At 63.4% G+C, this 24,016-nt stretch carries 20 protein-coding genes and 1 tRNA gene; 11 read left to right on the forward strand and 10 right to left on the reverse strand.

Going from position 1 to position 24,016, the window contains the following annotated elements:
- Window positions 1-344 precede the first annotated feature (344 nt).
- From LCM4576_RS01270 to LCM4576_RS36715, 3 genes are all read left to right on the forward strand, one after another.
- Window positions 345-4,022: a S8 family serine peptidase gene (locus LCM4576_RS01270; protein WP_071029905.1), complete on the forward strand. Its 3,678-nt coding sequence runs from the start codon at window positions 345-347 to the stop codon at window positions 4,020-4,022.
- A complete protein-coding gene (locus LCM4576_RS01275; protein WP_157901189.1) occupies window positions 4,015-5,538 on the forward strand; it encodes an MBL fold metallo-hydrolase in 1,524 nt (507 codons plus the stop codon). The genes LCM4576_RS01270 and LCM4576_RS01275 overlap by 8 nt, the downstream gene beginning before the upstream one ends.
- Window positions 5,539-5,637: 99 nt before the next feature.
- Window positions 5,638-5,808, forward strand: a complete 171-nt coding sequence (locus tag LCM4576_RS36715; protein WP_181592095.1) for a hypothetical protein — start codon at window positions 5,638-5,640, stop codon at window positions 5,806-5,808.
- Between the two features lie 49 nt (window positions 5,809-5,857).
- On the opposite strand, the gene LCM4576_RS01280 is transcribed toward LCM4576_RS36715, so the two are convergent.
- The 3 genes from LCM4576_RS01280 to LCM4576_RS01290 form a co-directional block, all read right to left on the reverse strand.
- A complete protein-coding gene (locus tag LCM4576_RS01280) occupies window positions 5,858-6,268 on the reverse strand; it encodes a VOC family protein (protein WP_071029909.1) in 411 nt (136 codons plus the stop codon).
- 262 nt (window positions 6,269-6,530) lie between these two features.
- Window positions 6,531-6,605, reverse strand: a tRNA-Val gene (locus LCM4576_RS01285).
- A 127-nt stretch (window positions 6,606-6,732) separates the two neighbouring features.
- Window positions 6,733-7,413, reverse strand: a complete 681-nt coding sequence (locus LCM4576_RS01290; protein ID WP_071029911.1) for a phosphoglycolate phosphatase — start codon at window positions 7,411-7,413, stop codon at window positions 6,733-6,735.
- Window positions 7,414-7,573: 160 nt separating this feature from the next.
- Here LCM4576_RS01290 and rpiA point away from each other — a divergent pair, with 160 nt between their 5' ends.
- The 3 genes from rpiA (at window position 7,574) to gor (ending at window position 10,417) form a co-directional block, all read left to right on the forward strand.
- Entirely contained in the window at window positions 7,574-8,269 is a 696-nt protein-coding gene (gene rpiA, locus LCM4576_RS01295) for a ribose-5-phosphate isomerase RpiA (RefSeq protein WP_071029913.1), read from the forward strand.
- Window positions 8,270-8,290: 21 nt separating this feature from the next.
- Window positions 8,291-8,908, forward strand: a complete 618-nt coding sequence (locus LCM4576_RS01300) for a DUF2059 domain-containing protein (RefSeq protein ID WP_071029915.1) — start codon at window positions 8,291-8,293, stop codon at window positions 8,906-8,908.
- 120 nt (window positions 8,909-9,028) lie between these two features.
- The gene (gene gor / locus LCM4576_RS01305) at window positions 9,029-10,417 is read left to right on the forward strand and encodes a glutathione-disulfide reductase (RefSeq protein ID WP_071029917.1); all 1,389 of its coding nucleotides are present in this window, start codon (window positions 9,029-9,031) and stop codon (window positions 10,415-10,417) included.
- A 152-nt stretch (window positions 10,418-10,569) separates the two neighbouring features.
- Here gor and mgtE read toward each other — a convergent pair whose 3' ends face one another.
- From mgtE to LCM4576_RS01330, 5 genes are all read right to left on the reverse strand, one after another.
- A complete protein-coding gene (gene mgtE / locus LCM4576_RS01310) occupies window positions 10,570-11,934 on the reverse strand; it encodes a magnesium transporter (RefSeq protein ID WP_071029919.1) in 1,365 nt (454 codons plus the stop codon).
- Window positions 11,935-12,214: 280 nt separating this feature from the next.
- Window positions 12,215-14,104, reverse strand: coding sequence for an ABC transporter ATP-binding protein/permease (locus LCM4576_RS01315; RefSeq protein WP_071029921.1), 1,890 nt, complete (start codon window positions 14,102-14,104; stop codon window positions 12,215-12,217).
- 357 nt (window positions 14,105-14,461) lie between these two features.
- Entirely contained in the window at window positions 14,462-14,956 is a 495-nt protein-coding gene (locus LCM4576_RS01320; protein ID WP_071029923.1) for a DUF6252 family protein, read from the reverse strand.
- Between the two features lie 158 nt (window positions 14,957-15,114).
- On the reverse strand, window positions 15,115-15,795 hold the full coding sequence (locus LCM4576_RS01325; protein ID WP_071029926.1) for a DsbA family oxidoreductase: 681 nt from the start codon (window positions 15,793-15,795) through the stop codon (window positions 15,115-15,117).
- A 37-nt stretch (window positions 15,796-15,832) separates the two neighbouring features.
- Complete coding sequence (locus LCM4576_RS01330) at window positions 15,833-17,653, reverse strand: extracellular solute-binding protein (RefSeq protein WP_071030129.1); 1,821 nt, start codon at window positions 17,651-17,653, stop codon at window positions 15,833-15,835.
- 295 nt (window positions 17,654-17,948) lie between these two features.
- Here LCM4576_RS01330 and LCM4576_RS01335 point away from each other — a divergent pair, with 295 nt between their 5' ends.
- The gene (locus tag LCM4576_RS01335) at window positions 17,949-18,569 is read left to right on the forward strand and encodes an invasion associated locus B family protein (protein ID WP_040982846.1); all 621 of its coding nucleotides are present in this window, start codon (window positions 17,949-17,951) and stop codon (window positions 18,567-18,569) included.
- Between the two features lie 94 nt (window positions 18,570-18,663).
- On the opposite strand, the gene hspQ is transcribed toward LCM4576_RS01335, so the two are convergent.
- Window positions 18,664-18,987, reverse strand: a complete 324-nt coding sequence (gene hspQ / locus LCM4576_RS01340; RefSeq protein ID WP_040983419.1) for a heat shock protein HspQ — start codon at window positions 18,985-18,987, stop codon at window positions 18,664-18,666.
- A 311-nt stretch (window positions 18,988-19,298) separates the two neighbouring features.
- Between hspQ and LCM4576_RS01345 the strand changes: the two genes are divergently transcribed.
- On the forward strand, window positions 19,299-20,261 hold the full coding sequence (locus LCM4576_RS01345; RefSeq protein ID WP_071029928.1) for an AEC family transporter: 963 nt from the start codon (window positions 19,299-19,301) through the stop codon (window positions 20,259-20,261).
- Here the strand turns inward: LCM4576_RS01345 and LCM4576_RS01350 are convergent.
- On the reverse strand, window positions 20,238-21,449 hold the full coding sequence (locus LCM4576_RS01350; protein WP_071029930.1) for a UbiH/UbiF family hydroxylase: 1,212 nt from the start codon (window positions 21,447-21,449) through the stop codon (window positions 20,238-20,240). The two genes, LCM4576_RS01345 and LCM4576_RS01350, sit on opposite strands and share 24 nt — an antisense overlap.
- A 101-nt stretch (window positions 21,450-21,550) precedes the next feature.
- Here LCM4576_RS01350 and LCM4576_RS01355 point away from each other — a divergent pair, with 101 nt between their 5' ends.
- Genes LCM4576_RS01355 through pcsA form a run of 3 tightly spaced genes read left to right on the forward strand, consistent with a single transcriptional unit; the run spans window position 21,551 to window position 23,883 of the window.
- A complete protein-coding gene (locus LCM4576_RS01355) occupies window positions 21,551-22,441 on the forward strand; it encodes a DUF2182 domain-containing protein (RefSeq protein ID WP_071029932.1) in 891 nt (296 codons plus the stop codon).
- A gap of 12 nt (window positions 22,442-22,453) precedes the next feature.
- A complete protein-coding gene (locus LCM4576_RS01360; RefSeq protein WP_071029934.1) occupies window positions 22,454-23,068 on the forward strand; it encodes a DUF1326 domain-containing protein in 615 nt (204 codons plus the stop codon).
- On the forward strand, window positions 23,065-23,883 hold the full coding sequence (gene pcsA, locus LCM4576_RS01365; RefSeq protein ID WP_041006678.1) for a phosphatidylcholine synthase: 819 nt from the start codon (window positions 23,065-23,067) through the stop codon (window positions 23,881-23,883). Before LCM4576_RS01360 ends, pcsA begins: the two co-directional genes overlap by 4 nt.
- Window positions 23,884-24,016 lie beyond the last annotated feature (133 nt).

Genomic DNA, 24,016 nt, shown 5'->3' on the forward strand with positions numbered 1-24,016 from the left:
CCGATCCTTCGAAACGCCGTCCGCGCGCTTGGGTGGGAGGTGCCCATGCGCGCAGACAGCAAATCTGAAAATGGCTAGGTGATCGAAATTTCTCCTCGAGAACCCGATGCAACATCTGCGCGCAAATCCTGCTCGGCGTATGTGAAGGTGCTCACAGATATGCATGTCCGCCGGAGCGACTGTCGCTTCTGAAATATGTGGGTTCATGTTTCGGTCGGCTTTGCTTTGGAAGACAGGGCGCATGATTGCCTAGTCGGCAAAGAGATCAATCGAAGCATGGCGGGAACCTTGGCTTGACTGGAGCGGACGGTCGGCGCCATGGTTGGCTTGGGGAGGGGCATGCCATGGCAGCCGCGAAGGGACTCCTTGTCAAGGTTCGTGGCGACGGCGCGGGGCTCGCGGCGCAAGGCGGGCCGCCCCGGATTGGCGGGATCGAAGCCGAACCGATCCTTGCTCTCCCGCCTGGTGTCGGTGGCGCAGGTCCGGCCGCGGCCGGGGATCGCGGCGCCACCTGGTTGCGGCTGGCAACGGATGCCGCCGATACGGACAATCCCTGGGACCACGTCCACGATCTTGTCRCCCGAACTCCGGCGCTTGCCGCCGCGGGCGCAGAGGTGCTCGCGGTCGAGCCCGATATCGCGCAGCAATGGGATTACAGGAACGGCGCCGGCGACCGCGGCATGGCGGCAAGCGCCAGTCCCGTCTGCGCTTTCGACGATCAGGACCCGCAGGGCGGACAGGCGGTGGTCGCGGGGCRCATCGCCTGGAACGCCGCGCCTGACTTCAGCCAGTTCGCGGCGGCGCGCAACAGGGTGGGCGCCAAGCAGGCCAACATCACGATCGCCCATCTCGATACCGGTTTCGACCCGAMCCACGAGACCCTGCCGGCCGGGCTTCTTACAGCCCAGCAACGCAACTTCGTCGACGACGGAACTGGTCCGAACAACGCGACCGACCACGCTCCAGCCGGCACGCTCACCAGCAATCGCGGCCATGGCACCGGCACGCTCAGCCTGCTTGCCGGCAACAAGCTCGACGGCACTTCGCCGCATTGGCCGGGCTTCACCGATTTCGTCGGCGGCGCGCCATTGGCGAAAATCCTGCCGGTTCGCATCGCCGACTGGGTGGTGCGGCTGACCACGGGCACCATGGTGCAAGGCATCGACTATGCGCGCCAGCAAGGCGCGCAGGTGCTGTCGATGAGCATGGGCGGCCTCACCTCGCAGGCCCTGGTCGACGCCGTCAACCTTGCCTACGACCACGGCCTGGTCATGGTCACGGCGGCGGGCAACAATTTCACCATCACGCCGAGCAGCATCGTCTATCCTGCGCGCTACAACCGGGTGCTTGCGGCATGCGGCGTGATGGGCGACGGGCGCGCCTATGCCGGCCTTGCTCTCGGCACCATGCAAGGCAATTACGGGCCGCCTTCCAAGATGAACACGGCGCTCGGCGCCTACACGCCGAACGTGCCCTGGGCGGAAATCGACTGCCGCAAGGTGGTCGACATGGACGGCAACGGCACCTCGGCGGCCACCCCGCAAGTCGCCGCCGCGGCCGCTCTGTGGCTCGCCGAGCATTGGGACGTGGTGAAAAACTATCCTCAGCCATGGATGCGGATCGAGGCTGTACGCAAGGCGTTGTTCGCGAAGGCTTTGAAATCGACGGCCAAGATGAATGCCGCGGAGACGAAGCAGAAGATCGGGCAGGGCGTGTTGCGGGCTCTCGATGCGCTGGACTTCCCGCCGCCAGCGGCGGGGAGCCTCACGAAGCTCACTCCCGCCACCTATACATGGAGCTGGCTTGACCTCTTGACCGGCGGCAACTCGTTGGCGGCACCGACCGCTGTGACATCGCGGCAGCGCATGATGTTTGCGCTGGAGCTGACGCAGATGGCGCAAAGAACAGTGGCAATCGAGCAGACGATCGCCGACCCGGACGGCGATCCGGATCAGGTTTCGGCCGCGGCACGCAACCGCTTCCTCGAAGCGGCGCTCGACCAGGGCAATCCGTCAAAGCCGCTCAAGGCGTTCCTGGAAGATCTGCTCGGCCGTCCAGGCGCGAGCGTAGCCGTTCCTGCACCCGTTACAGGCCCTGCGCCGGCCATCAAGCGCAAGCCGCGGCCGCTGCCGCCGCCGCAACGGCGCCTGCGCATCTACGCCCTGGATCCTTCGGTGGCCAAGCGGCTGGATTCGGTTTCGGTCTACCAGGCGACGCTTTCGGTGCCGTGGGACGACGAGCCGGCGACGGACAAGCCGCTGCTGCCCGGTCCGATCGGCGAATATCTCGAAGTGGTCGATGTCGACCCCGCGTCCGACCGCATTTACGATCCGGTCGATCTCAACGACAAGGTTCTTCTGGCGCAGGACGGACTGCCGCCTTCGGAAGGCAATCCGAAATTCCACCAGCAGATGGTCTACGCCGTCRCCATGACCACGATCGGCCATTTCGAGCGCGCGCTCGGCCGGCGGGCATTGTGGGCGCCGCATTATGCCGAGGCTCCCGGCCGCACCGGCGACATGACGGTAAAGGCGCATTATGTGCCGCGCCTGCGCATCTATCCGCATGCGTTGCGCGCCGAGAATGCCTATTACAGCCCGGAAAAGAAGGCGCTGCTGTTCGGCTATTTCCCGGCGACCAGCAATGAGGGCGACGTCACCACGCCCGGAACGACGGTGTTCTCGTGCCTGTCCAGCGATATCGTCGCGCATGAGATGTCGCATGCGCTGCTCGACGGGCTGCATCGCCGATTCCAGGAAGCGTCCAATCCGGACGTGCCGGCCTTCCACGAGGCCTTCGCCGACATCGTCGCGCTGTTCCAGCATTTCACCCTGAAGGAGCTGGTCAGCTTCGAAATCGGCAAGGCGAGGGGCGAACTGTCGGCCGCCTCGCTGCTTTCGGGCATCGCCAAGCAGTTCGGCGAAGGCAGCGGCAGGGCCGGACCGTTGCGCGAATATGGCGGCGCCGGCATGGCCGACCTCGATTACGACAAGACCTTCGAGGCGCATGATCGCGGCTCGATCCTGGTCTTCGCCGTCTATCAGGCCTTCCTGGCCATCGCCGACCGGCGGACCGACGACCTGATCCAGCTTGCCACCGGCGGCTCCGGCATCCTGCCGGCGGGAACCTTGCATCCGAGCCTGGTCGAGCGCCTGACCGACGAGGTCGCCAAGACCGCCAGGCAGATGCTGACCATGTGCATCCGCGCGCTCGACTATTGCCCTTCCGTCGACATCACCTTCGGTGAATATCTGCGCGCGCTGATCACCGCCGACCGCGACGCCTATCCGGACGATCCGCTGCACTATCGCCTGGCCTTCCTGGAATCGTTCCGCAAATGGAAGCTGTTGCCGCGCGACGTGCGCACCATCTCGGAAGAGACGCTGGCCTGGAGCGCGCCGGAGGACCCGTCGCCTTCCTGGCTGAAGGGCCTGCTCAGCAAGATCGATCTCGGCTGGAACCAGAAATTGAAGCGGGCCGAAATCTTCGCGCTCAACGACAAGAACCGCTATGCGCTGTGGAAGGCGATGCACAAGGCCTTCGCCTCCGATCCGGACCTCTACAAGCAGTTCGGCCTGCTGCCCGATCTGCCGCGCTACAATGAGGACGGCACGGTCATGCATGCGCCGAAGAAAGGCGAGACGACCTTCGACATCTACAGCGTGCGCCCGACGCGCCGCGTCGAGCCGGACGGCTCGTTCCGCGTCGAGGTCGTGGCCGTGATCCAGCAGCGCATTCCGGTTGCGCCGGACGGCACGGCGATGCCGCAAGGCACGGCCGAGGGCGACAGCTTCTTCTGGTTCCGCGGCGGCGCCACGATCATCATCGACCCGCGCGAAGGGTTCGAAGAGATCCGCTACTCGATCATCAAGAACACTGGCAGCGCGGACCGGCAGAAGCGTCAGGCCGGCACGATGGCGGCCAATTACCTATCGCCGCTGCGGGCGCTCTATTTCGGCGGCGAGGTGTCGGAGCCCTTTGCCTTGCTGCATGCCAGCGACGGAGACGACGACCATGTCTAGAAAGCCGGCGACGAGGACAAGGTCGGCAAAAACGGCCGCTGCAGTGGCCCCGGCAGCGGGCGTTACGGTGCGGCATTATTGCCAGGGCATCGGCGATTGCCACCTGCTCACCTTCAGGAAGGCGGACGGAAAGCCTTTCCGCATGCTCATCGATTGCGGCATCCATGTTTCGATCGCGGGCGGCCCGGCGCTGGTCGCCGACATAGTCGCCGACCTCAAGAAGGAGACCGGCGGCAAGATCGACATCCTCGTCGTCACGCACGAACATTGGGACCATGTCTCCGGCTTTCTGACCGCGAAGGACCTTTTCAAGGATTTTGCCGTCGGCGACGTCTGGATGGCCTGGACCGAGAATCCGGCCGATGCCGAGGCCGCGGAGCTCGACAAGTTCAAGGGCCAGGCGATCGCCGCTCTGCAGGGCGTGGGCCAGAAGCTCGACGCGATGCGTGGGCTGAGCTCCTACATGGCCGGTGTCCGCGACGGTCTGCAATCCGTGCTCGGCTTCCAGTTCGGCGCCGCCGGCGAACGGGTGCGCTCGGCCCGCGACGCGGCGGCAAAGCTGTCGCAAAAACCGACGCCGACCTATTTCGAGCCCGGCGGGCCGCCGGTGACGATCGACGCATTGCCCAATCTGCGCGTCTATGTGCTCGGCCCGCCGCGCGACAAGGCGGCGCTGCGGCTGGAGGAAAAGGCGAGCGAGATGTTCCCGCTGGCCAGCGGCGGCCCGTTCGCGCGGGCGCTGGTGAGYGGCCTCAAGATGAACGAGGCGGCCGATGCTGGTTACGTCGACGAGCTCAGCCCGTTCGAGCGCAATGTCGGCACGCCGCTTTCCACGGCGCTCACCGGCGACAAGGGCAGCGACCCGGCCATCGATATCGGCGCCTATGTTCGCAAGCATTATGCCGGGCCGGTTTCGGCCGCGGCCGCGATGGAAGACCGCGACCAATCCTGGCGGCGCATCGACGCCGACTGGATGGGGATCRCCGCCGATCTTGCCCTGCAGCTCGACCGCGGCGTCAACAACACCAGCCTGGTGCTTGCCTTCGAGTTCATCGACACAGGGCACGTGCTGCTGTTCCCCGGCGACGCCCAGATCGGCAACTGGCTGAGCTGGAAGGACCTGACATGGCCGGTGGGGCAGGGCACCGTCACGTCGGCCGACCTTCTGGCGCGCACCGTCTATCTCAAGGTCGCCCATCACGGCAGCCAGAACGCCACGCCGGAAAAACAGGGTTTCGATCTGCTGACGAGCRGAGACCTTTCGGCCTTCATCCCGACCAACAAGGTCGACGCGGTGAAGGTGCACTGGGGCGAGATGCCCTATGACGGCATCCTGACCGCACTCGAGACGAAGACCAAGGGCCGCGTCATTCGCGCCGACGATCCGTGGCTGGCCGACAAGAACGGAAAGCCGGCCTTCGCCGCGCCGTCCGGTTCGATCCAGGCGGTGCGCAGCGCGCCGCGCGATGCGGCCCGGGGACCGGGCGGGCTATGGGTCGAGGTGGATCTGRCCTGAGAGTTCGCCACCCAGCCGATTGCGAAAAATCGAAAACCGCTCTATTGAGCGATCGGCTGAATGAGGGCGGCCACTCAACACATTGCACAAGGTCGCCCCATGCCCGATGCCTTTTCTCGCGTCATCGCCTTCCTTGCCGTGGTCATGGCCCTGCTGTTCGCCGGGCTGCATTTCCACCAGGGCCACGTCATCGCCACGCTCTATTTCATGACCGGCGCCGTTCTGGTGACGGCCGTGACGCGCATGAATGTGAGACGGGGGCTGATTTAGGCGCCTGCGGCACTAACGTCCGGCAGCAAGTTGGACGGCCAACGCGCCATCACGATGTTGAAGGTATTGAGGAAAAGTCCATCCACATCGCGCCTACAGCATGGCCATCGGGATCAGCGAGGTCGCGGGTATACATGAACCCATGATCCTCGATCGGATTGATGTCTGCTGTGCCGCCGTTCGCCGCAGCGGCGRCTGCCATCGCATCGACGGCGTCGCGGCTGCCCAGGGAAAGCGCCAGCATTACCTCGCTGGACGTGGATGGCGGAATGGGGCGGGTGGTCATGGCCTGCCATTTCTCCCGGCTGAGYAGCATGAAGTTGATGTCTTCACTCCACACCATCCAGGCCGCCGTCTCATCGGGAAACCGAGGATTGTTCCTGAAGCCGAGGGATTCGTAGAAGGCCATGGACGCCTTCACGTCGGTAACTGGCAGGCTCACAAAGATCTTCTTGCTCATCGGTCATTCCTTCGTTGTCGAGATGCCAGTCCAGCGAATGGCGCCTGCTTGAAGAACGGTTGACCGCCCGCAGAACCGACACGGCAACTCCACTTTTTTGATTGCCAACGCCTCCGTACTTCGCCTCAATCGTCACCGCCCAAACCGTTGCTGGGAGAACTGGGTCGAGGTCAAAAGATAGCCACGCGTCGGTTACGCGCCGACGGCAGTTCTCAAGGATTTTCTTGGAAGCTAAATCATCTAACCTTTTCAGGAGGTTAGATGGTGGGCGATGTAGGGATTGAACCTACGACCCCACCCGTGTGAAGGGTGTGCTCTCCCGCTGAGCTAATCGCCCGCCTTGGGCCCGAAGGCCGAAGCGAGCCGCGATATAAGGTAGGCTGGTGAGCGAAGTCAAGGCGATGTGCCGAGGTTATTCCTCGGTTTGATTTCTCTGATTTTCTGCCGGTGCGGTTTAGCGCCGCTCAGCGCGCCGACGCGATCAGCCGCTCCGCCAGTTTCGGCGTAAGCGCGTCGAAATGCGAGATCACCAGGGTCGGTTCGAATTCGCGCACATGGCGGTCGGTATAGCCGAAATCGACCGCGACCACGGGAATGCCGGCTGCCTTGGCGGTGTCGATGTCGGTCTGCGAATCGCCGATCATCAAGGCGCTGTTCGGATCGCCGCCGGCCAGGCGGATCGTCTCGGTGAGATGGCGCGGGTCGGGCTTGCGGAAGGCGAAGGTGTCCTGACCGCAGATCGCGGCAAAATAGTGCGACATGCCCAACGCGCCGATCAGCGTCGCGGAATTCGCCTCGTACTTGTTTGTGCAGACCGCCATCAAGTAGCCGGCGGCCTGGAAACGATCGAGCGCGGCAACAACGCCGGGGTAGGGGCGGGACTTGCCGGGAATGTTCAGCGTGTAATGGTCGAGGAACAGCTTCAGCAGCCGGTCGTGCTCCTCGGCCGCCAGCGCCTTGTTCTGCGCGGCATGCGCGCGTTCGATCATGACGCGGCCGCCATGGCCGACGAAGCGCCTGAAGCCGGCTTCATCGACAGCGGCGAGATCGCTTGCCGCTAGGCTGTGGTTAAGGCTGTCGAGCAGGTCCGGCGCGGTGTCGACCAGCGTTCCGTCGAGGTCGAAGACGATGATCGGGCGCGGCATGGGGAATTCCTGTAGCGATTGAATTGCCGTAGGCGATACAGGCAGGGCCGGGTTCAAGCAAGAAGCCTCGATCGGTCCACAGCGCGGCCCTTTGACGGCCTTTGACGGGGCAGGCAAAAATGCTAGGAGGCGCGCGAAACCGGCGAAATCGGGGTTCCCCATGGATGCAAGGCAGTTGAAGGTCGAAGCCGCGCGGGCGGCGCTCGCCCATGTCGGCAGCGGCATGCGGCTCGGCATCGGCACCGGCACCACGGCGGAAGAATTCGTGCGGCTGCTGGCCGAGAAGGTCGCCACCGGCCTCGACGTCGTCGGCGTGCCGACTTCGGAGCGCACCGCAGCGCTCTGCCGTGAGCTCGGCGTGCCGTTGTCCACACTCGATGACACGCCGGAACTCGACCTTACCGTCGACGGCGCCGACGAGGTCGATCCGGACCTGACCTTGATCAAGGGCGGCGGCGGCGCGCTGCTGTGCGAAAAGATCGTCGCGGCGGCGTCCGAGCGCATGATCGTGATTGCCGACAAGTCCAAGCTGGTCGAGACCCTCGGCCGGTTCCCGCTGCCGATCGAGGTCAACAAATTCGGCCTGCGCGCCACCGGGATAGCGATCGGCGCGGCCGCGGCAACGCTCGGCCTTTCCGGCCCGGTTACATTGAGGATGACGGGGGGCCAGCCATTTGTTACAGACGGCGGCCACTTTATCCTCGATGCATCTTTTGGCCGCATTCCGGATACAAGAGCGCTTTCGAATGCTCTCTTCGCCATTCCAGGCGTTGTCGAGCACGGTCTATTCATCGGGCTGGCGTCAACGGCCATCATCGCCGGCGGCGACGGTATCGAAACCGTCCATGCAGCCTGAAACCAGGGAGTTCTATCGACCATGATGTTGCCTAAACGAGTTCGCCGCCTTTCGATGTTCCTGGCGGCCTCGGCCGTCCTTGCGCTGTCCTCGCCGGTGTTTGCGCAGGACGTCAGCGAATCGCACCTGAAGGYGGCGCGCGCGGCCGTCGCGGCGATCCATGCGACGGATACGTTCGACAACATCCTGCCGCAGGCGGYCGGCGCGCTCGAAGCGCAGCTTATCCAGAAGAATCCCGACATGCAGGAGCTGATCGGCAAGACCGTGGCCGAGAAGGCGCTCGCCCTTGCTTCGCGCCGCGCCGATCTCGAAAAGGAAGCAGCACTGGCCTATGCCAAGGTGTTTTCCGAACAGGAGCTCAACGACATCGCCACCTTCTACAGCTCGGAAGCCGGCAAGAAGCTGCTGGACAGCGGCCCCGCGGTGACGCGCGACCTCGTGAAGGCCRCCGACATTTGGCAGAACGGCGTTGCCCGCGACCTCGCGCAGCAGGTCGGCGAGACGCTTGCGGCCGCGGCCAAGGCCAAGGCGCCGGCAGCGCCGGCTCAGGACGCCACCGCGCCCGCCGACGGCGCCGCTCCGGCGGACAATTCGGCTCCCGCCGACAATTCGGCTCCGGCGGACGATTCGCAGAACTGATATCTCTTTCCATCGGCCGGTGGCCGCTGGACCACAAAGCCCGGGCTCGCCCGGGCTTTTCTTTTGCCGCTTTGCGGCCTACCTGTGGCCCGTCTTTCTCACGCGCAGGAGCCCACCACGATGGCCGCTTATGACTATGATCTGTTCGTCATCGGCGGCGGCTCGGGCGGGGTGAGAGCGGCCCGGGTGGCGGCGGCCCTTGGCAAGCGGGTCGCCATTGCGGAGGAGTACCGCTTCGGCGGCACCTGCGTCGTCCGCGGCTGCGTGCCGAAGAAGCTCTATGTCTATGCCTCGCAATTTCCCGAGCATTTTGCAGACGCCGCCGGCTACGGCTGGACCGTGCCCGAGGCGAGCTTCGACTGGCAGACGCTGGTCGCCAACAAGGACAAGGAGATCGCGCGGCTCGAAGCGATCTATAAGAGGAATGTCGAAGGCGCCGGCGGCGAGACCTTTCATTCGCGCGCGGTGCTCGTCGACCCGCACTCCGTCTATCTGGTCGCGGAAGATCGCACCGTCAGCGCCGACCAGATCCTGATCGCTACAGGCGGGCGGCCCGCGCCGCATCCGGCACTGTCGGGCCACGAGTACTGCATCTTCTCCAATGAGGCCTTCGATCTCAAGGAACTGCCGAAGGCGATCATGATCGAGGGCGGTGGCTACATCGCCGTCGAATTCGCCAACATCTTCCACGGCCTGGGCGTCGAGACCACGCTGGTCTATCGCGGCCAGGAGATCCTTAGCCGCTTCGACATGGATCTGCGCCGCTCGCTGCATGAGACGATGGAGAAGAAGGGGATCAGGATCCTCTGCCCCGCGGTTTCGGAACAGGTGCGCAAGAGCCCCGACGGCAGGCTGGACGTGCTGTTGTCGTCCGGCCAAACCCTGACGGTCGATCAGGTGATGCTGGCGATCGGGCGTATTCCCAACACCGAGAATATGGGCCTGGAARGCGTCGRCATCGAACYCGGCAAGACGGGCGCGATCGTGGTCGACCAATATTCGCGCACCAATGTCGACAACATCTGGGCCATCGGCGACGTCACCCATCGCGTGCAACTGACGCCGGTCGCCATCCACGAGGCGATGTGCTTCATCGAGACCGCATTCAAGGACAATCCGACCGCGCCGGACCACGATACCATTCCGACGGCGGTGTTCTCGCAGCCGGAGATCGGCACCGTCGGCCTGTCGGAAGACGACGCGATCAAGCGCTTCCCCGACGTCGAGATCTATCGCGCGTCGTTTCGTCCGATGCGACATACGCTGTCGGGCCGCGACGAGAAGATGCTGATGAAGCTGGTGGTCGACGGCGCGTCCAGGAAGGTGATCGGCGCCCATATTCTGGGCCCCGACGCCGGCGAGATGGCGCAGCTTCTCGGCATCCCGCTGAAGGCTGGCCTGACCAAGGACGATTTCGACCGCACCATGGCCGTGCATCCGACCGCGGCCGAGGAACTGGTGACGATGTACAAGCCGACCTATCGCGTGAAGAACGGCGAACGCGTTTGATCGCGGCGTGGGCAGCCGCCGGTGATCCCGGCGGCTGCCCACATGGCTCTGGATCGTCTCACCGTTTCACGGAAAAACGGTGAGACGATCCATCTCTTTGTTTTGTCGCAATTTCCAGGCGGAAAACCGCTCACATTTTTTCTGAAATTGCTCTAAAGCAGCGTGCCGCGCAGGATCACGAGCGCCACCGAGAAGTAGATGACCAGTCCGGTGACGTCGACCAGCGTGGCGACGAACGGCGCCGAGGCGCTTGCCGGGTCGAAGCCGATGMGCTTCAGCGCGAAGGGCAGCATCGATCCCGAAAGCGAGCCGAAGGTGACGATGCCAATCAGCGCCGCGCCCACCGTCGCCGCGATCAGCATCCAGTGCGGGCCGTAGTCGTAGAAGCCGAAATACTGCCAGAGCGCGATGCGGCAGATGCCGACGACGCCGAGGATCGAGCCGAGCACCACCCCGGTCGGCAGCTCGCGCAGCGCCACCCGCCACCAGTCGCGCAACCCGATCTCGCGCAGCGCCAGCGCGCGGATAACGAGCGACGTCGCCTGCGAGCCGGAATTGCCGCCGGAGCTCATGATCAGCGGGATGAACAGGGTCAGCACGATCGCCTTTTCCAACTCGCCCTCGTAGCTCTGCATGGCGTTGGCCGTCAGCATCTCGCTGAGGAACAGCGCGCAGAGCCAGCCGGCGCGCTTCTGGATCATGGCGAGAAAACCCATCTTCATATAGGGCTCGTCCAGCGCCTCCATGCCGCCGAAGCGATGCACGTCCTCGGTCGTCTCCTCGATCATCGTGTCGATGATGTCGTCGACGGTGACGATGCCGAGGATCCTGCCGTGATCGACGACAGGCAGAGCGAGCAGGTCGTATTTGGAGATGGTCTGCGCCAGGTTYTCGCGATCGGTGAGCGGCGTCACCGTCACCGGCATGCGGTCGGGCGCCACCGACAGGATCGAATCCTCCGGGTTGCCAGTGATCAGCCGGCGCAATCCGGTCGAACGCAGCAGGAGCTGCGTGTCCGGGTCGACGATATAGATGGCGTAGATGGTTTCGCGCGTGCGCTCGACCTTGCGGATGTAGTCGAGCGTGCGGCCAACGGTCCAGTCGGAAGGCACGCTGACGAATTCCGTCGTCATGATCGAGGCGGCGCTGCCTTCCGGATATCCCAGGATGGACAGCAGCGTCGCGCGCAGCGGCGGCGCCAAGGCGCCGAGCAGTTCCGAGCGGGCCGGTTCGTCCAGCTCGCGCAGGATGTCGGCCGCGCGGTCGACCGACATGGCGGTCAACAGCTTGCTCGCCTTCGGGCGCGRCAGGGCCTCGGCAAGCTCTGGTGCCGCCTCGAGTTCCGGCTGGTCGAAAATCTCGACCAGCCGCTCGAACGGCACGGCGCAGAGCAGCTCGATGGCCGTCTCGCGGGGCTCGTGGTTGAGGGCTTCGACGACGTCGGCGACGTGATCGTTGGCAAGAACACGGGCGACGGCAACGGCTTCGTCGTCCAGTACGGGTGCGAATTCGTTCATGGCTCACTCCTTGCCGTCCGGCAGGACGTGAGCCATCAGGTCACGTCAGGGCGGACGGCGGTTGCGTTCGACTGTGACTGTCGCCAGGCATGGCGGGTTGACCTTTCTGCTCGCGGGGTTCGAGTTGGAAATCAGCGAGCGCGCGCAACATAGGAGCGCTTTTTGCCGAGTCAATCGCGCGGGGTGCTGAAAATGGAAGCGGGGAGGCCGGATCGCGAGACTGTGATCGACGACAGCTCGAGCCAGGCCATGGCCGCCGGTCAAAGGCTTGGTATGACTGCTATTTCTGCTTCAGCCGGCGGAAGCGCAGCCACTTGTCCTCGACCGGCCGCGGCTGGGCGAGAATGGTGGTGAGCTCGCGCGGCAGGCTCGGCGCAAGCGGCTTCTTGGTGGCGACGCCGTCGGCGATCGAAACCACGCTGTGATAGAACTCCTCGCCGGACAGCGAGCGCGGCGCCACCGCCTCGTRCATGACGCTGATGACGGTGACGTTCGGGCAATTGTCCTTGATTGCCTGGTGGAAGGCGATTTTGCCCTCGGGATCGAGCGCGCCGGTCGCCTCGTCGAGGAACAGAAGCCCCGGCTGCCGCAGGATGATGCGCGCGACCACCAGCTTCTGCTTCTGGCCGCCCGAAAGCACCTGATCCCAGATCTTGCCCTCGCGGCTCTCGTCGGCCAGGTGGCCGATGAAATCGCCGAGACCGGCCTTGTGCAGGGCGGCCGCAACCTGCGTGTCGGTGTGGTCGTTTTCTGAACCCGGCAGGCAGACGAGCTGCTTCAGCGAGACCTGCTGCAGCTTCACCTCCTGAGCGGCGTAGARGCTCGTCACGCCCTCAGGGAAGACGATGGTGCCGCGACCGTAGGCCCACAGGCCGTTGATCGCCTTGATCAGCGAGGTCTTGCCGCAGCCGGACTCGCCCTTGAGGAAGGTCCACTCGCCGCGGCGGAAGCGCAGATTGGCGGCGCTGAGGAAGGGTGTCRCATCTTCGCCCTGATGCGCCAGTTCGAGCTTCTGGATGGTCAGGCCGAACACCGGATTCTGYGTGGCGTAGCTGAAGTCGGAGCGGCCGGTCTGCTGATAGAATTCCCGTGGGTTCTGGACGTTCTCGATGGCGTCGGCGAGTTCGGTCACGCGTTGGCTGTTGGCCCTGAGCGTCGCAATCRCCGGCATCACATGGATGAACCACGAGCATTGGCTGATCAACTGCGCGACCATTTCGGAGCCGGTGATGTAGCCCTTGTAGTCGAGACGGTTGTGGATGAACGACACGAGGCCCGGGGCGTAGGCAATGATACGGGCGCCGACGAAATTGTAGATCAGCTCGAACGACGTGTAGCTCGTGTTGACGATATTGAGCCGCCCCCACGTCTTGTCGATATCGACATAGAGCCTGTCGTGCATCGACTTTTGCACGCCTTCGCCATGCGAGGCGGCGACATGGAAGCTGCGGCGCAGGAACGTCGTCAGCTCGGCGCGGTAGCTGCCCTCGGCCTGTTGCATGCGAACATTGAGCCGTTCGAGCAGTCGTCCGAGCTTGACCGCGATCCAGGTGTTCAGCGGCACATAGGTGGCGACGGCAAGGAAAGCCAGGACCGCTGTGCCGTAGCTGCCCAGGAATTCCAGGCCTTTGACCTCGACCGAGGACCCGATCAGGTTCTCACCGATGAAATAGAGCGACGTCGCCACGCCGAGCACGCCCATGGCCAGACCGATGGCRCCGCCGGTCATGTCCTTGATCGATTCCTGGATGCGCTGATCGATGTTGTCCGGGGCGACGATGCCGCCCGCCACCGAGCCGTGCTGCGCATGGAAATGGGTATGGTTGCCGTCGAGCAGGGCCTGGTTGAACTGGTTGTTCAGCCAGCCCCGCCATTTGCGATGCAAAGTCGTCGAAACGAGATTGCGCACGCCGGTAAGACCGGCATCCTTCAGCACCACCAGCAGCACCAATATGCCGGCATTGGTCAGGATGGTCTGCAAGGGGTGCGTGTTGGCCGCGTCGTGCAGGAAGGCAATCGAATTGCCCAACTCGCCCAGCGCCATGGCAAACCAGACGCCAGCCTTGCTGGACAGCGCCGTCAGCAGCGCGATGACGATGGTGAGGGTCCAGGCTTCCTTCCAGCGTTCGGAGAACCAGTAGGCTCGCATCAGCCCCCAGAATGTACGCATCGACGATACCGGCGTCAGGGACGAGGTCTTTGCCTCGTTGGATGTTTGCTCCGGTACTGTACGTCGCGGTCTGCCGACCCCAATCACGATCCCGCCCAAACCTTTCTTAGTTTTGTTACACAGGGTAACACCAATTGATCATTTTCCATTAATTTTCTGGCGAAGAATGTGAACAGGGTTACCCGCCGTGGCGCACGCGCAACAGAAAGCCGACGCCGGCAGACCATTCATCGCCTGGATTTCGGCTTTTATTCCAGTGTGTTAAGGACAATTGAGCCAGTCGGCGGAAAGCTTCCCTAAGGGAAGCAAAAAACACGGGTTTGTGAACGAAAAAGAGGCGCCGGTCAGCCGAAATGGCTACTGCGCGACGACCGGAATGCCCGAAAATCTACCGTCCGTGAGTTCTTCAGGCTTGCCCGATTCGCCTTTTCCCGAGGCACTGAAATGGCCGGAAACGGTCTTGGCGGCAGGGTCGTATTTGTCGATGACGATCTCGCCGCCGGCGAAACGGACATGGCCGACCGTGGCGCCGGAATCGAGGATATTGAAGCTGGCGCTGTTCGTGRCGGACCCGGCCTTGAGTCTATAGCTCCCGGCAAGGTCGTTCGAATCCTTGAGCACCAGCATCGAATTGAAGGTCTTGGTCGGCGAGCCCTGCTCGGTTCCCGACAGGTTCAGCATCGGCTTGCCGCCCATCTGCATCGTCTGGGCCAAGGTGAAAGACGCTGTCCAGGGTTTGCCTTCAAAAGTCGCCGACATGACGGCTTCCTCGGCGGACACGCGCTGCAATGTCAGCGGAAGGCCGAAGGCGAAAGGCAAGCACAGCAGCAACAATGCGCGACGCCTGACCATCCCGCGCCCCTCAAATCAGTTAAATCCTTCCAGGGTTTTAGCTTAGCGCCGTGTTCAGGGCGATTCACCAGATCGTGGGGGCGAGCCGACTGTTAAGCAGGAGCAATCCAGGAAAAGTACGCGACGGCTTTCCGTCCGGAATAGCATGGTAGGAACGCTCAGCCAGCGGCGGTTTCGAGCTCGCCGCGCGCCTTGGCCTGGGCCACCTGGCGGATCGCGTCGGCAAGCGTGTCGGCATCCTGCGCGCCCATCACCGCGTATTTGYCTTCGAGCAGGAAGCAGGGCACGCCGGTGATGCCCATGCGCGAGGCGGTGGCGATCTCGTTGCGGACGGCTTCGACATCGGCGTCGGTCGGCAGCAGCGTCTCGACCACCGATGCATCCATGCCGGCCTCGCCGGCGGCCTTTGCCAGCACGGCATGGTCGCCAATGTTCGCGCCTTCCTCGAAATTCAGCTGGAAGAGGCGGCGCACCAGCCGGTTCTGCACGTCCTCGCCGGCGGCGCCGGCCCAGCGGATGACCCGATGAGCATCCAGCGTGTTGGCGGCGACCTTGATGGCGCCAAATGCAAAATGGATACCCTCGGCTTCGCCGAGCGGCTCGATGCGCGCGTGGATCTCGCGGATGYGTTCCTCGCTGCCGAACTTGCCAAGCATGTATTGGCGGCGATCCATGCCTGCCGGAGGGATGGTCGGATCGAGCTGGAAAGGCCGCCAGCGGACATGCACGTCAAAGCCCACCGCGGCGATGGCCTTATCCAGGCGCTTCTGGCCGATGAAGCACCAGGGGCAGACGACATCGGACACAACATCGACGGTGATGGAGTTCTCGGCGCTCATGCTCGTCTCCTGTTCGGTCCCGATTGGTTGGGTTGCGTCAGTTGGGCTTTCGCCACCAGGTCGGCAGCTGATAGCCGAATATGGGGGTCTTTTGCGGATGTTCCAGATAGCTCCAGTAAGCGAGCCATTGCTGCGTGTTGTATTGCATCGGCACCATGTAGTTGCCTGAGATCAGCAGCCGGTCGAGCACGCGCACCGCCGCGACGTAATCTTCCTTGGTGCGGGCATTCAGCATGGCGTCGATCGCGGCGTCGATCGCCGGATCGGAGGCGCCCGCGAGATTGAACGATCCTTCCGTTTTCGCGGCGACCGAWCCCCAGCGGCCAACCTGCTCGCTGCCGGGTGACAGCGAATTGTTGAAGCCGCTTGTGCCAACCAGCACCTCGAAGTCGAAACGCTGCTTGCGCGACTGGATCTGGTCGCCGTCGAGGGTGCGGATGCCGACGTCGATGCCGATCTTTTCCAGCGTGCGCTGGTAGATGGCCGCCAGCCGCTCTTCATCCTGCGACGAGGTCAGGATCTCGAAGCCGAAAGGGTTTCCCTGCGGGTCGAGCATCTTGCCGTCCTGGACATGGAAGCCGGCGCCCTTCAGCAAGTCGAAGGCCGCTTTGAGCACCTTGCGATCCTGGCCCGAACCATCCGTTACCGGCGGGCGCCAGGTGCCGTCCATGACGTCCGGCGGCACGCGGCCGGGATAGGGCGCAAGCAGCGCCTTTTCACGATCGTCGGCCGGGTGGCCAAGCGCGGACAGCTCGGAATTCTGCCAATAGCTCATGGTGCGGTTGAACTTGCCGCCGAACAGATTCTTGTTCGTCCATTCGAAATCGTAAAGCATGCCGAGCGCGCGGCGGACCACGGGATCAGCGAATTTGGGCAGGCGGGTGTTGAACAGRAAGCCGGTCACAACCGGGGGGATGYCGGTGTTGAAATATTCTTCCTTCACATCGCCCCTTCGGAACGCCGGAATATCGATGTCACGCTCGCGCTTGACCGGATCGGTCTCGTCGTCGAGGGCGCAGATGCCCTTCTTGAACGCCTCTGTCTTGGCATTGGCGTTGAGAAAATACTCGATGGTGACCTGGTCGAAATTGTCGAAGCCGCGCTTCGAGGGGATGTCCTTACCCCAGTAATCCGGATTGCGCTTGAAGATGATGCGCTGCCCGGGCTGCACCTTGTCCACGGTGTAGGGGCCGGAGCCGATCAGCGGCTTCAGCGTGGTCTTGTCGAACGTATCCTTATCGAAGGCGTGCTTGGGAACGATCGGCGTCAGCGCGACGATCAGCGGGAATTCGCGGTTGGCCCTGTCGTTGAAGGTGAACTTCACGCTGTGCTCGCCGGTCTTCTCCAGCTTGGCGATCATGCTCATGCGATCGCTGTAGGGCGGGCGGCCTTTCTCGGCGAAGACATCGTAGGTGAACAGCACGTCCTCCGGCGTCACCGGCTGCCCATCCGACCATTTTGCGCTGGGATTGAGATGGAACTCGATCGACTTGCGATCCGGATCCATGTCGGCGCTGTCGGCCAGCAGCCCGTAGAGGCTGAAAGGCTCGTCATAGTTGCGTTGCATCAACGGCTCGAAGACGAGGTTGCCGTAAACAGTATCGATCATGCCGCGCGCCGTGGTGCGCAGGCTTTTCAGGATGAAGGGGTTGAGGTTGTCGAAGGAGCCTACGACGCAATAGGTGACGCTTCCGCCTTTCGGCGCGTCCGGATTGACGTAGTCGAAATGCTTGTAGTCGGGCGGCAGCGCCGGCTCGCCCTGCATGGCGATGCCGTGCTTCGGCTCCGACTGTGCCGGAAGGAGCGAAAGAGCCAGAAACGACGTCGCGGCGATCAGCCGAACGAGAACGCGGTCCATGACCGTCTCCTTGCCGGGCGGCTTTTGTGATTCGCCACGCACCCTAGAGCATTTCGCCATCCGATTGAATCGGCGCGCCAACGGGAATCGGGTTCAGCCGATCCATCGTCGACCGCACTGTTCCCGCGGGCACGAAAGCACAAAGAAATCGCGGAAACCGGGCTGGATTCGACGCCGCTGGCAGTGTAACACGCGCTCCGAAGTCATCCTGTTGCCTCATTTGGGCAACAGGTAGCTGGACCACACGGCACGAAGAAGCCGGTCCCCGGGATCATTTGAGAGGAAAGTGCACCATATGACGATCAACGCGTACCGCCTTTCGGTGCTGGCCGCAGGCGTGGTCGGCGTTCTGGGCGCCGGGCTTTTCACCGCCTCGGCCCAACAGCAGCCGCAGATCCCTCAGGGCTGGTTCAAGGCCTGCACCAAGCAGGAAGACGTCGACATCTGCAATGTGCAGAACATCGTCACCGCCGGCAACGGCCAGCTCGTCACCGGCGTCAGCCTGATCGAGCTCAAGGGCAAGGTGAACCGGAAGGTCTTCCAGGTCACGGTCCCGACCGGCCGCCTCGTTCCTCCGGGCATCGCGCTGCAGATCGATTCCGGCAAGGCACAGAAGCTCGACTATGTGATCTGCTTCCCGGATCGTTGCGTGGCGGAAGTGCCGCTGAGCGACCAGCTCGTCGCTTCCTTCAAGAAGGGRCAGGGCATCACGCTCACCTCGATCAACTTCCAGAACCAGCCGAACCCGATCAAGATCGCGCTCACCGGCTTCAGCGGCGCCTATGACGGCCCACCGCTGCAGCAGTCGGACATCGAGGACCGGCAGAAGAAGCTGCAGGACTTCGTCGCCAAGAACAATCAGGACTTCGCCAAGAAGCTCAAGGACGAGCAGGACAAGGCCAAGACCGCGAACTGATCTCCAGAGCACCTCTGGAAACAAAAAAGCGGGGCAATTGCCCCGCTTTTTTGTTGTCGACGCGCTGTGCGCCTTGGGTACGTGCTTTTGCGTTTCAGTGCTTCGACTGGCGCTTCGGCTCGTAGCGGCCGTCCGGCAGCTTGTCGAACATCTCGCCGATCTGCGGATGCCGCACCGGCTCGCCCGACCGGTCCTCGAGCAGGTTCTGCTCGGACACATAGGCGATGTATTCGGTCTCCGAATTCTCCGCCAGAAGATGGTAGAAAGGCTGATCCTTGCGCGGACGCACGTCGGCCGGGATGGCTTCATACCATTCCTCGGTGTTGGCGAATTCGGGATCGACGTCGAAGATCACGCCGCGGAACGGAAACAGCCTGTGGCGAACCACTTGCCCGATCGAGAATTTGGCCGTCTTCATCACGCTCACCACCTGCAGCGCCGCGCGTCCTCTCGGACGCGCAAAGGACGCTGCAGCGCTTTTAGTTTTGCGCATGATCCTCTTCGAAAATCGATCCGATTTTCGGGTCATGCGCTGTTCCGAGGCGCCTTTCGTGGCTGCGCACAAGGCGCCTAAGACCTTGAATTTACACGTCACGCAGCCAAAAATCGACCCCGACTTTCGGCTTGGGCCTATTTGGCGCAGGCACTGCCGTAATTCAATAGCCAGTCCTTGACCTCGGACGAAGCAACGGGCTAGCCCGCGCAGGAGTTTTCCCGCCCGAGCGAAAAATGTCTGATGTCATCGGTCTCGTCCTCCCATTCTTCGGCATGATCTTCATCGGTTTCCTGGTGGCGCGCATCACCAGGCAGCCGCTGGAGGCGCTCGGCTGGATGAACATTTTCATCGTCTATGTCGCGCTGCCGGCGCTGTTCTTCCAGTTGCTCGCCAAGACGCCGTTCGAGCAGTTGACGGAGTGGAGCTTCATCCTTGGCTCRCTCGTCGCTACCTATGCGGTCTTCACGCTGATGTTCGCCTGGTCGGTTTTCGTTTCCGGTGGCGGCATCGCGCCGGCGACGATCACCGCCCTTGCCGCGGCTTACGGCAACATCGGCTATATGGGGCCGGGGCTTGCCCTGCTGGCGTTTGGCGAGCAGGCGGCGGTGCCGGTGGCGCTGATCTTCTGCTTCGAGAACATCGTGCATTTCACGGTCGCGCCGATGATGATGGCGCTGTCTGGCAAGGAGAAGGCGCCGCCGCTCCAGCTGGCGCTCGGCGTCCTGAAAAAGATCGCGCTGCACCCCTTCATCATTGCGACGGCGCTCGGCGTTGGCGCCGCCTATGTGGAGTTCCGCCCGCCGCTGCCTGTCGATCGTTTCCTCGACTACCTCGCCCGCGCGGCGGCACCTTGCGCCTTGTTCGCCATGGGCGTGACGCTGGCGCTGAGGCCGCTCAACCGCGTGCCGCACGAGCTGGCATTGATCGCCGGGCTGAAGCTGATCGTCCATCCGCTGCTTTGCTATGTCGTGCTAAGCTGGATCGGCAATTTCTCGCCGACCTGGGTCTTTTCCGCCATGCTGMTGGCGGCGCTGCCGACGGCGACCAATGTCTTCGTGATCGCACAGCAATATGACGTGTGGGTGCAGCGGGCCTCGGCCAGCGTGCTGATCACGACATGCTTTTCGGTGGTGACGGTGACCGCGCTGCTCTATGCGATACGGCACGGAATCCTACCGGCCGACCTCTTTCCTTAGGCCGCCGGCGATGGCGCGAAAGCCGCTGCCCGGCCGCAGCCCCTCGCGCATGAAGAAAGCGCGCAGCGGGGCGAAGCTGCCCAGCGCATTGAGGCCGGCGCTGCGCGCCAGCTGCGCCGGCAGCATATCGGACAAGAGCGACATGTTGAGCAGGTTCACCGCGCCGCTGCGCGCCCATATGTCGGGCCGGCGCCTGGTGTCGTAGGAGGCGAGGGTCCGGCGCGATCCGGGATCGCTACTGTTTTCACTCGCGATTCCAATCAGATCTTCGATATCCCTGATGCCTAGGTTGAGGCCTTGGGCGCCGATCGGAGGGAACACATGCGCTGCTTCGCCGACCAGCGCCACGCGGTTTTGCGCGAAGCGGCCGGGCGAGGCCGCCGACAACGGATAGATCTGGCGACCCGGCTCGACCGAGACCCGGCCAAGCACCGATTGCATCTGTTCCTCGACACGCCCCGACAGGGCTGCATCGTCGAGCGCCGCAAGCTCCTGCGCGGTCTGCGGCTTCACCACCCAGACAAGGCTGGAGCGCCTGCCGGGCAACGGGACCTGCGTGAACGGCCCCGTTTCGGTGTGGAACTCGGTCGAGACGAAGCCGTGCTCGCTGCGGTGGCCGAAATTGAGGACAAGCGCCGACTGCGGATAGGGCCGCGCGAAGGCGCGAATGCCGGCGGCTTCCCGCGCCGGAGACAGGCGTCCATCGGCGGCGACCGCCAGCGACGCCGAGATCTCGCTGCCATCGGCCAGCCTTGCGTGGGCCTGATCGGCGTCAAGGCTCCAGGACTCGACRGTGGATTTCAGCCAATGAATGCCGTCATGAGCTGAAACGGCCCTGGCGAGGATGGAGATGAGAGCCTTGTTCGGCAAATTGAGGCCGAACTGTTCCTCGCCAATCTCGCTGGCGCGGAAGGTCACGGTTGGGCTTCGGATCAGCCGCCTTGTGGCGTCGACGATGCGCATCGCCTTGAGCGGCGCGGCCTGCGCCCTCAATTCGGCAAGGAGGCCCAGCCGTTCAAGGACCTTCAGGGCGGGATTCATGAGCGCCGTGGTGCGGCCGTCGGCGGTGTTGGCTTCGGGGCCGACCAGCGTCACGTCGAAGCCGGCCCCGGTAAAGCCGAGCGCCGCGATCAGGCCGGCCGGACCGCTGCCGGCAACCAGGATGCGGGCTTTGTCGTTGTGCTCCACGCCAGGCTTCCACGATGCGAGGTGACCCGTCGGGCCTTTATCCGGATATAGGTCAGATCGGCCGGCTTGATCAACGCGGCGATTCAGCCCATTCGATTGGCATGAGCGGCGAGCAGCATGATTTCAGCCATCTCGACCGCGCCGGCCGGGCTACGGCGGGCGTCGCGCGCAGCCCGCGCCTCGCGGTCATGCTCACGATCGGCGTCGGCATCGGCCTTGCCTGGTTCCTTCTCGCGGCGATGGCGATACGCGGCGCCGAAAGCCGCCCTGCCGGCGCGCCCGGCGACATGCTGCTGAAAAATCTGCCGAGCCTGCCGTTGCCGGATTTCCTGGACCGGTTCTTTGCCCTTTGCCTCGCGCCGRCACCGTTTGCCGGCCCGACCGGCCTGCAAGCGGCGGCGCTTGTGCTGATGTGGTTCCTGATGGCCGTGGCGACGATGCTGCCTTCGGCGTCGCCCTTGATCCGCACCTATTGCGAAATCGCCGACACGGCGAGGATCAAGGGCGAATCCGTCGTTCATCCGCTGGTGCTCGTCGCCGGATACCTTGCCACATGGCTTGGCGCATCCGTCGGCTTCGCTGTGTTGACGCTGGCGGTCTACGCCTTTGCCGGTTCCGGCCGGATGCTCGATCCTGCCGTCGGCCTTGCCGGCGCCGCCGCGCTGCTCGTTGCCGGCCTCTATCAATTCAGCGGCCTGAAGCAGGCATGCCTCGAAAAATGCCGCAACCCGTTCTCGATCCTGTTCGCCAACTGGAGCGCGAAACCGGGCCGCATCTTCCGACTTGGCCTGGAACAGGGCATCTGGTGCCTCGGTTGCTGCTGGGCGCTGATGCTGGTGATGTTTGCCGTAGGCGCCATGAACGTCTTCTGGATGACGCTGATCGGCCTGTTCACCCTGATCGAAAAACAGACTACCGGCAGGGTGGCCAGCCGGGTTGCCGGTGCGATACTGCTTGTGTGGGCGGCAGCCCTGCTATTAGTTTCGGCGTAAGGGGAGAATTCGATGACCGATCAAAGCTGGGCAATGAAAGGAGAGCTGGTACTCTCCTGCAATTGCACGGTTTTCTGTCCCTGCGTGCTGTCGCTCGGCAGCCATCCGCCGACCGAGGGCTATTGCCAGACCTGGGCCGGTTTCCGTATCGACGCGGGCCATTTCGGCGAGGTCGACCTTTCCGGCCTCAATCTCGGCCTGATCATGGAAATCCCCGGCTATATGAGCCGCGGCAACTGGACGGCCGGCCTGTTCATCGACAAGCGCGCCTCGGTCTATGCGGTGAAGGCGTTGACCAAGATCTTCACCGGCAAGGCCGGCGGCACCACGTCACTGCTGTCGATCCTCGTCGGGAAATTTCTCGGTGTCGAGCAGGTGCCGATCACCTATGAGACGCGCGACAGGACGCGCGTCTTCCAGATACCGAAGATCATAGACGGCGCGGTGACGCCTATCCCTGGCAAGGATCGCGAGAAGGATACGGTAATCACCAATTCGGAATATTGGATCGCGCCGGAAATCACCGTGGCGAAGTCCGACAAGAGCAAGATGCGGGCCTTCGGCCGCAACTGGAATTTCGCCGGCCGCTCGGCCGAAATCTGCAAGCTGGACTGGCGGGGACCGTGAGCAAGAACACAGCAGCCAGGAAAGCGGCAAAGAAGATCGCGGAGCGGATTCCGTTGCCGAAGAAGAAGGTGACGTGGCCGCAGGCGCGCGCATTCTCCGTTCATCTGCTCACCGCGTCGGGGTCGTTCCTTGCCTTCCTGTCGCTGGTGGCGGCGAGCGAGGAGCGCTGGACGGCGATGTTCTGGTGGCTGGGGCTGGCGCTGTTCGTCGACGGCATCGACGGCCCGATCGCCAGGAAGCTCGAGGTGAAGGAAATCCTGCCGACATGGTCGGGCGAACTCCTCGACAACATCATCGACTACGTCACTTACGTGCTCATTCCGGCATTCGCGCTCTACCAGCGCGGCTTCATGGGCGAGAATCTGTCCTTCCTGTCGGCGGCCATCATCGTCGTCTCCAGCGCGATCTACTATGCCGATACCGGGATGAAGACGAAGGAGAACTTCTTCAAGGGGTTCCCGGTCGTCTGGAACATGGTGGTGTTCACGCTGTTCGTCATCGCGCCGGGGCAATGGGTGTCTTTCGCCGTGGTGGTGATTGCCGGCATTTTGACTTTCCTGCCGATCAATTTCATCCACCCGGTGCGCGTCGTGCGGTTGCGGCCGGTCAATCTCGGCATGACGCTTTTGTGGTGTGCCTTCGGCGCGCTGGCGCTGGCACAGGCAGCCCTTGCCGCCTTCTACGACAAGATCGGCGTTCTCAGCGAACAGGTCGGCGACTTCACCAAGATCGGCATCACCATCACCGGGCTCTATCTCGCCAGTATCGGGGGCATCATGCAGATGTTTCCCAATCTGGGCGCCAGGAAGCCCTGATCCTGGATCAGGATATTTTTGGGTCGAATGATCATCCTGGCCCTAGCTGTCTATCGGCGCATGATCTTCCGAAAAACGTCTCCCTTTCGGAATCATGTTTCTAGATTGTGTACGTCCCCTTCAGAGAGTTGAA

It is taken from the genome of Mesorhizobium sp. LCM 4576, from assembly GCF_001854815.1.
In the GTDB taxonomy this organism is placed as follows: Bacteria; Pseudomonadota; Alphaproteobacteria; order Rhizobiales; family Rhizobiaceae; genus Mesorhizobium; species Mesorhizobium plurifarium.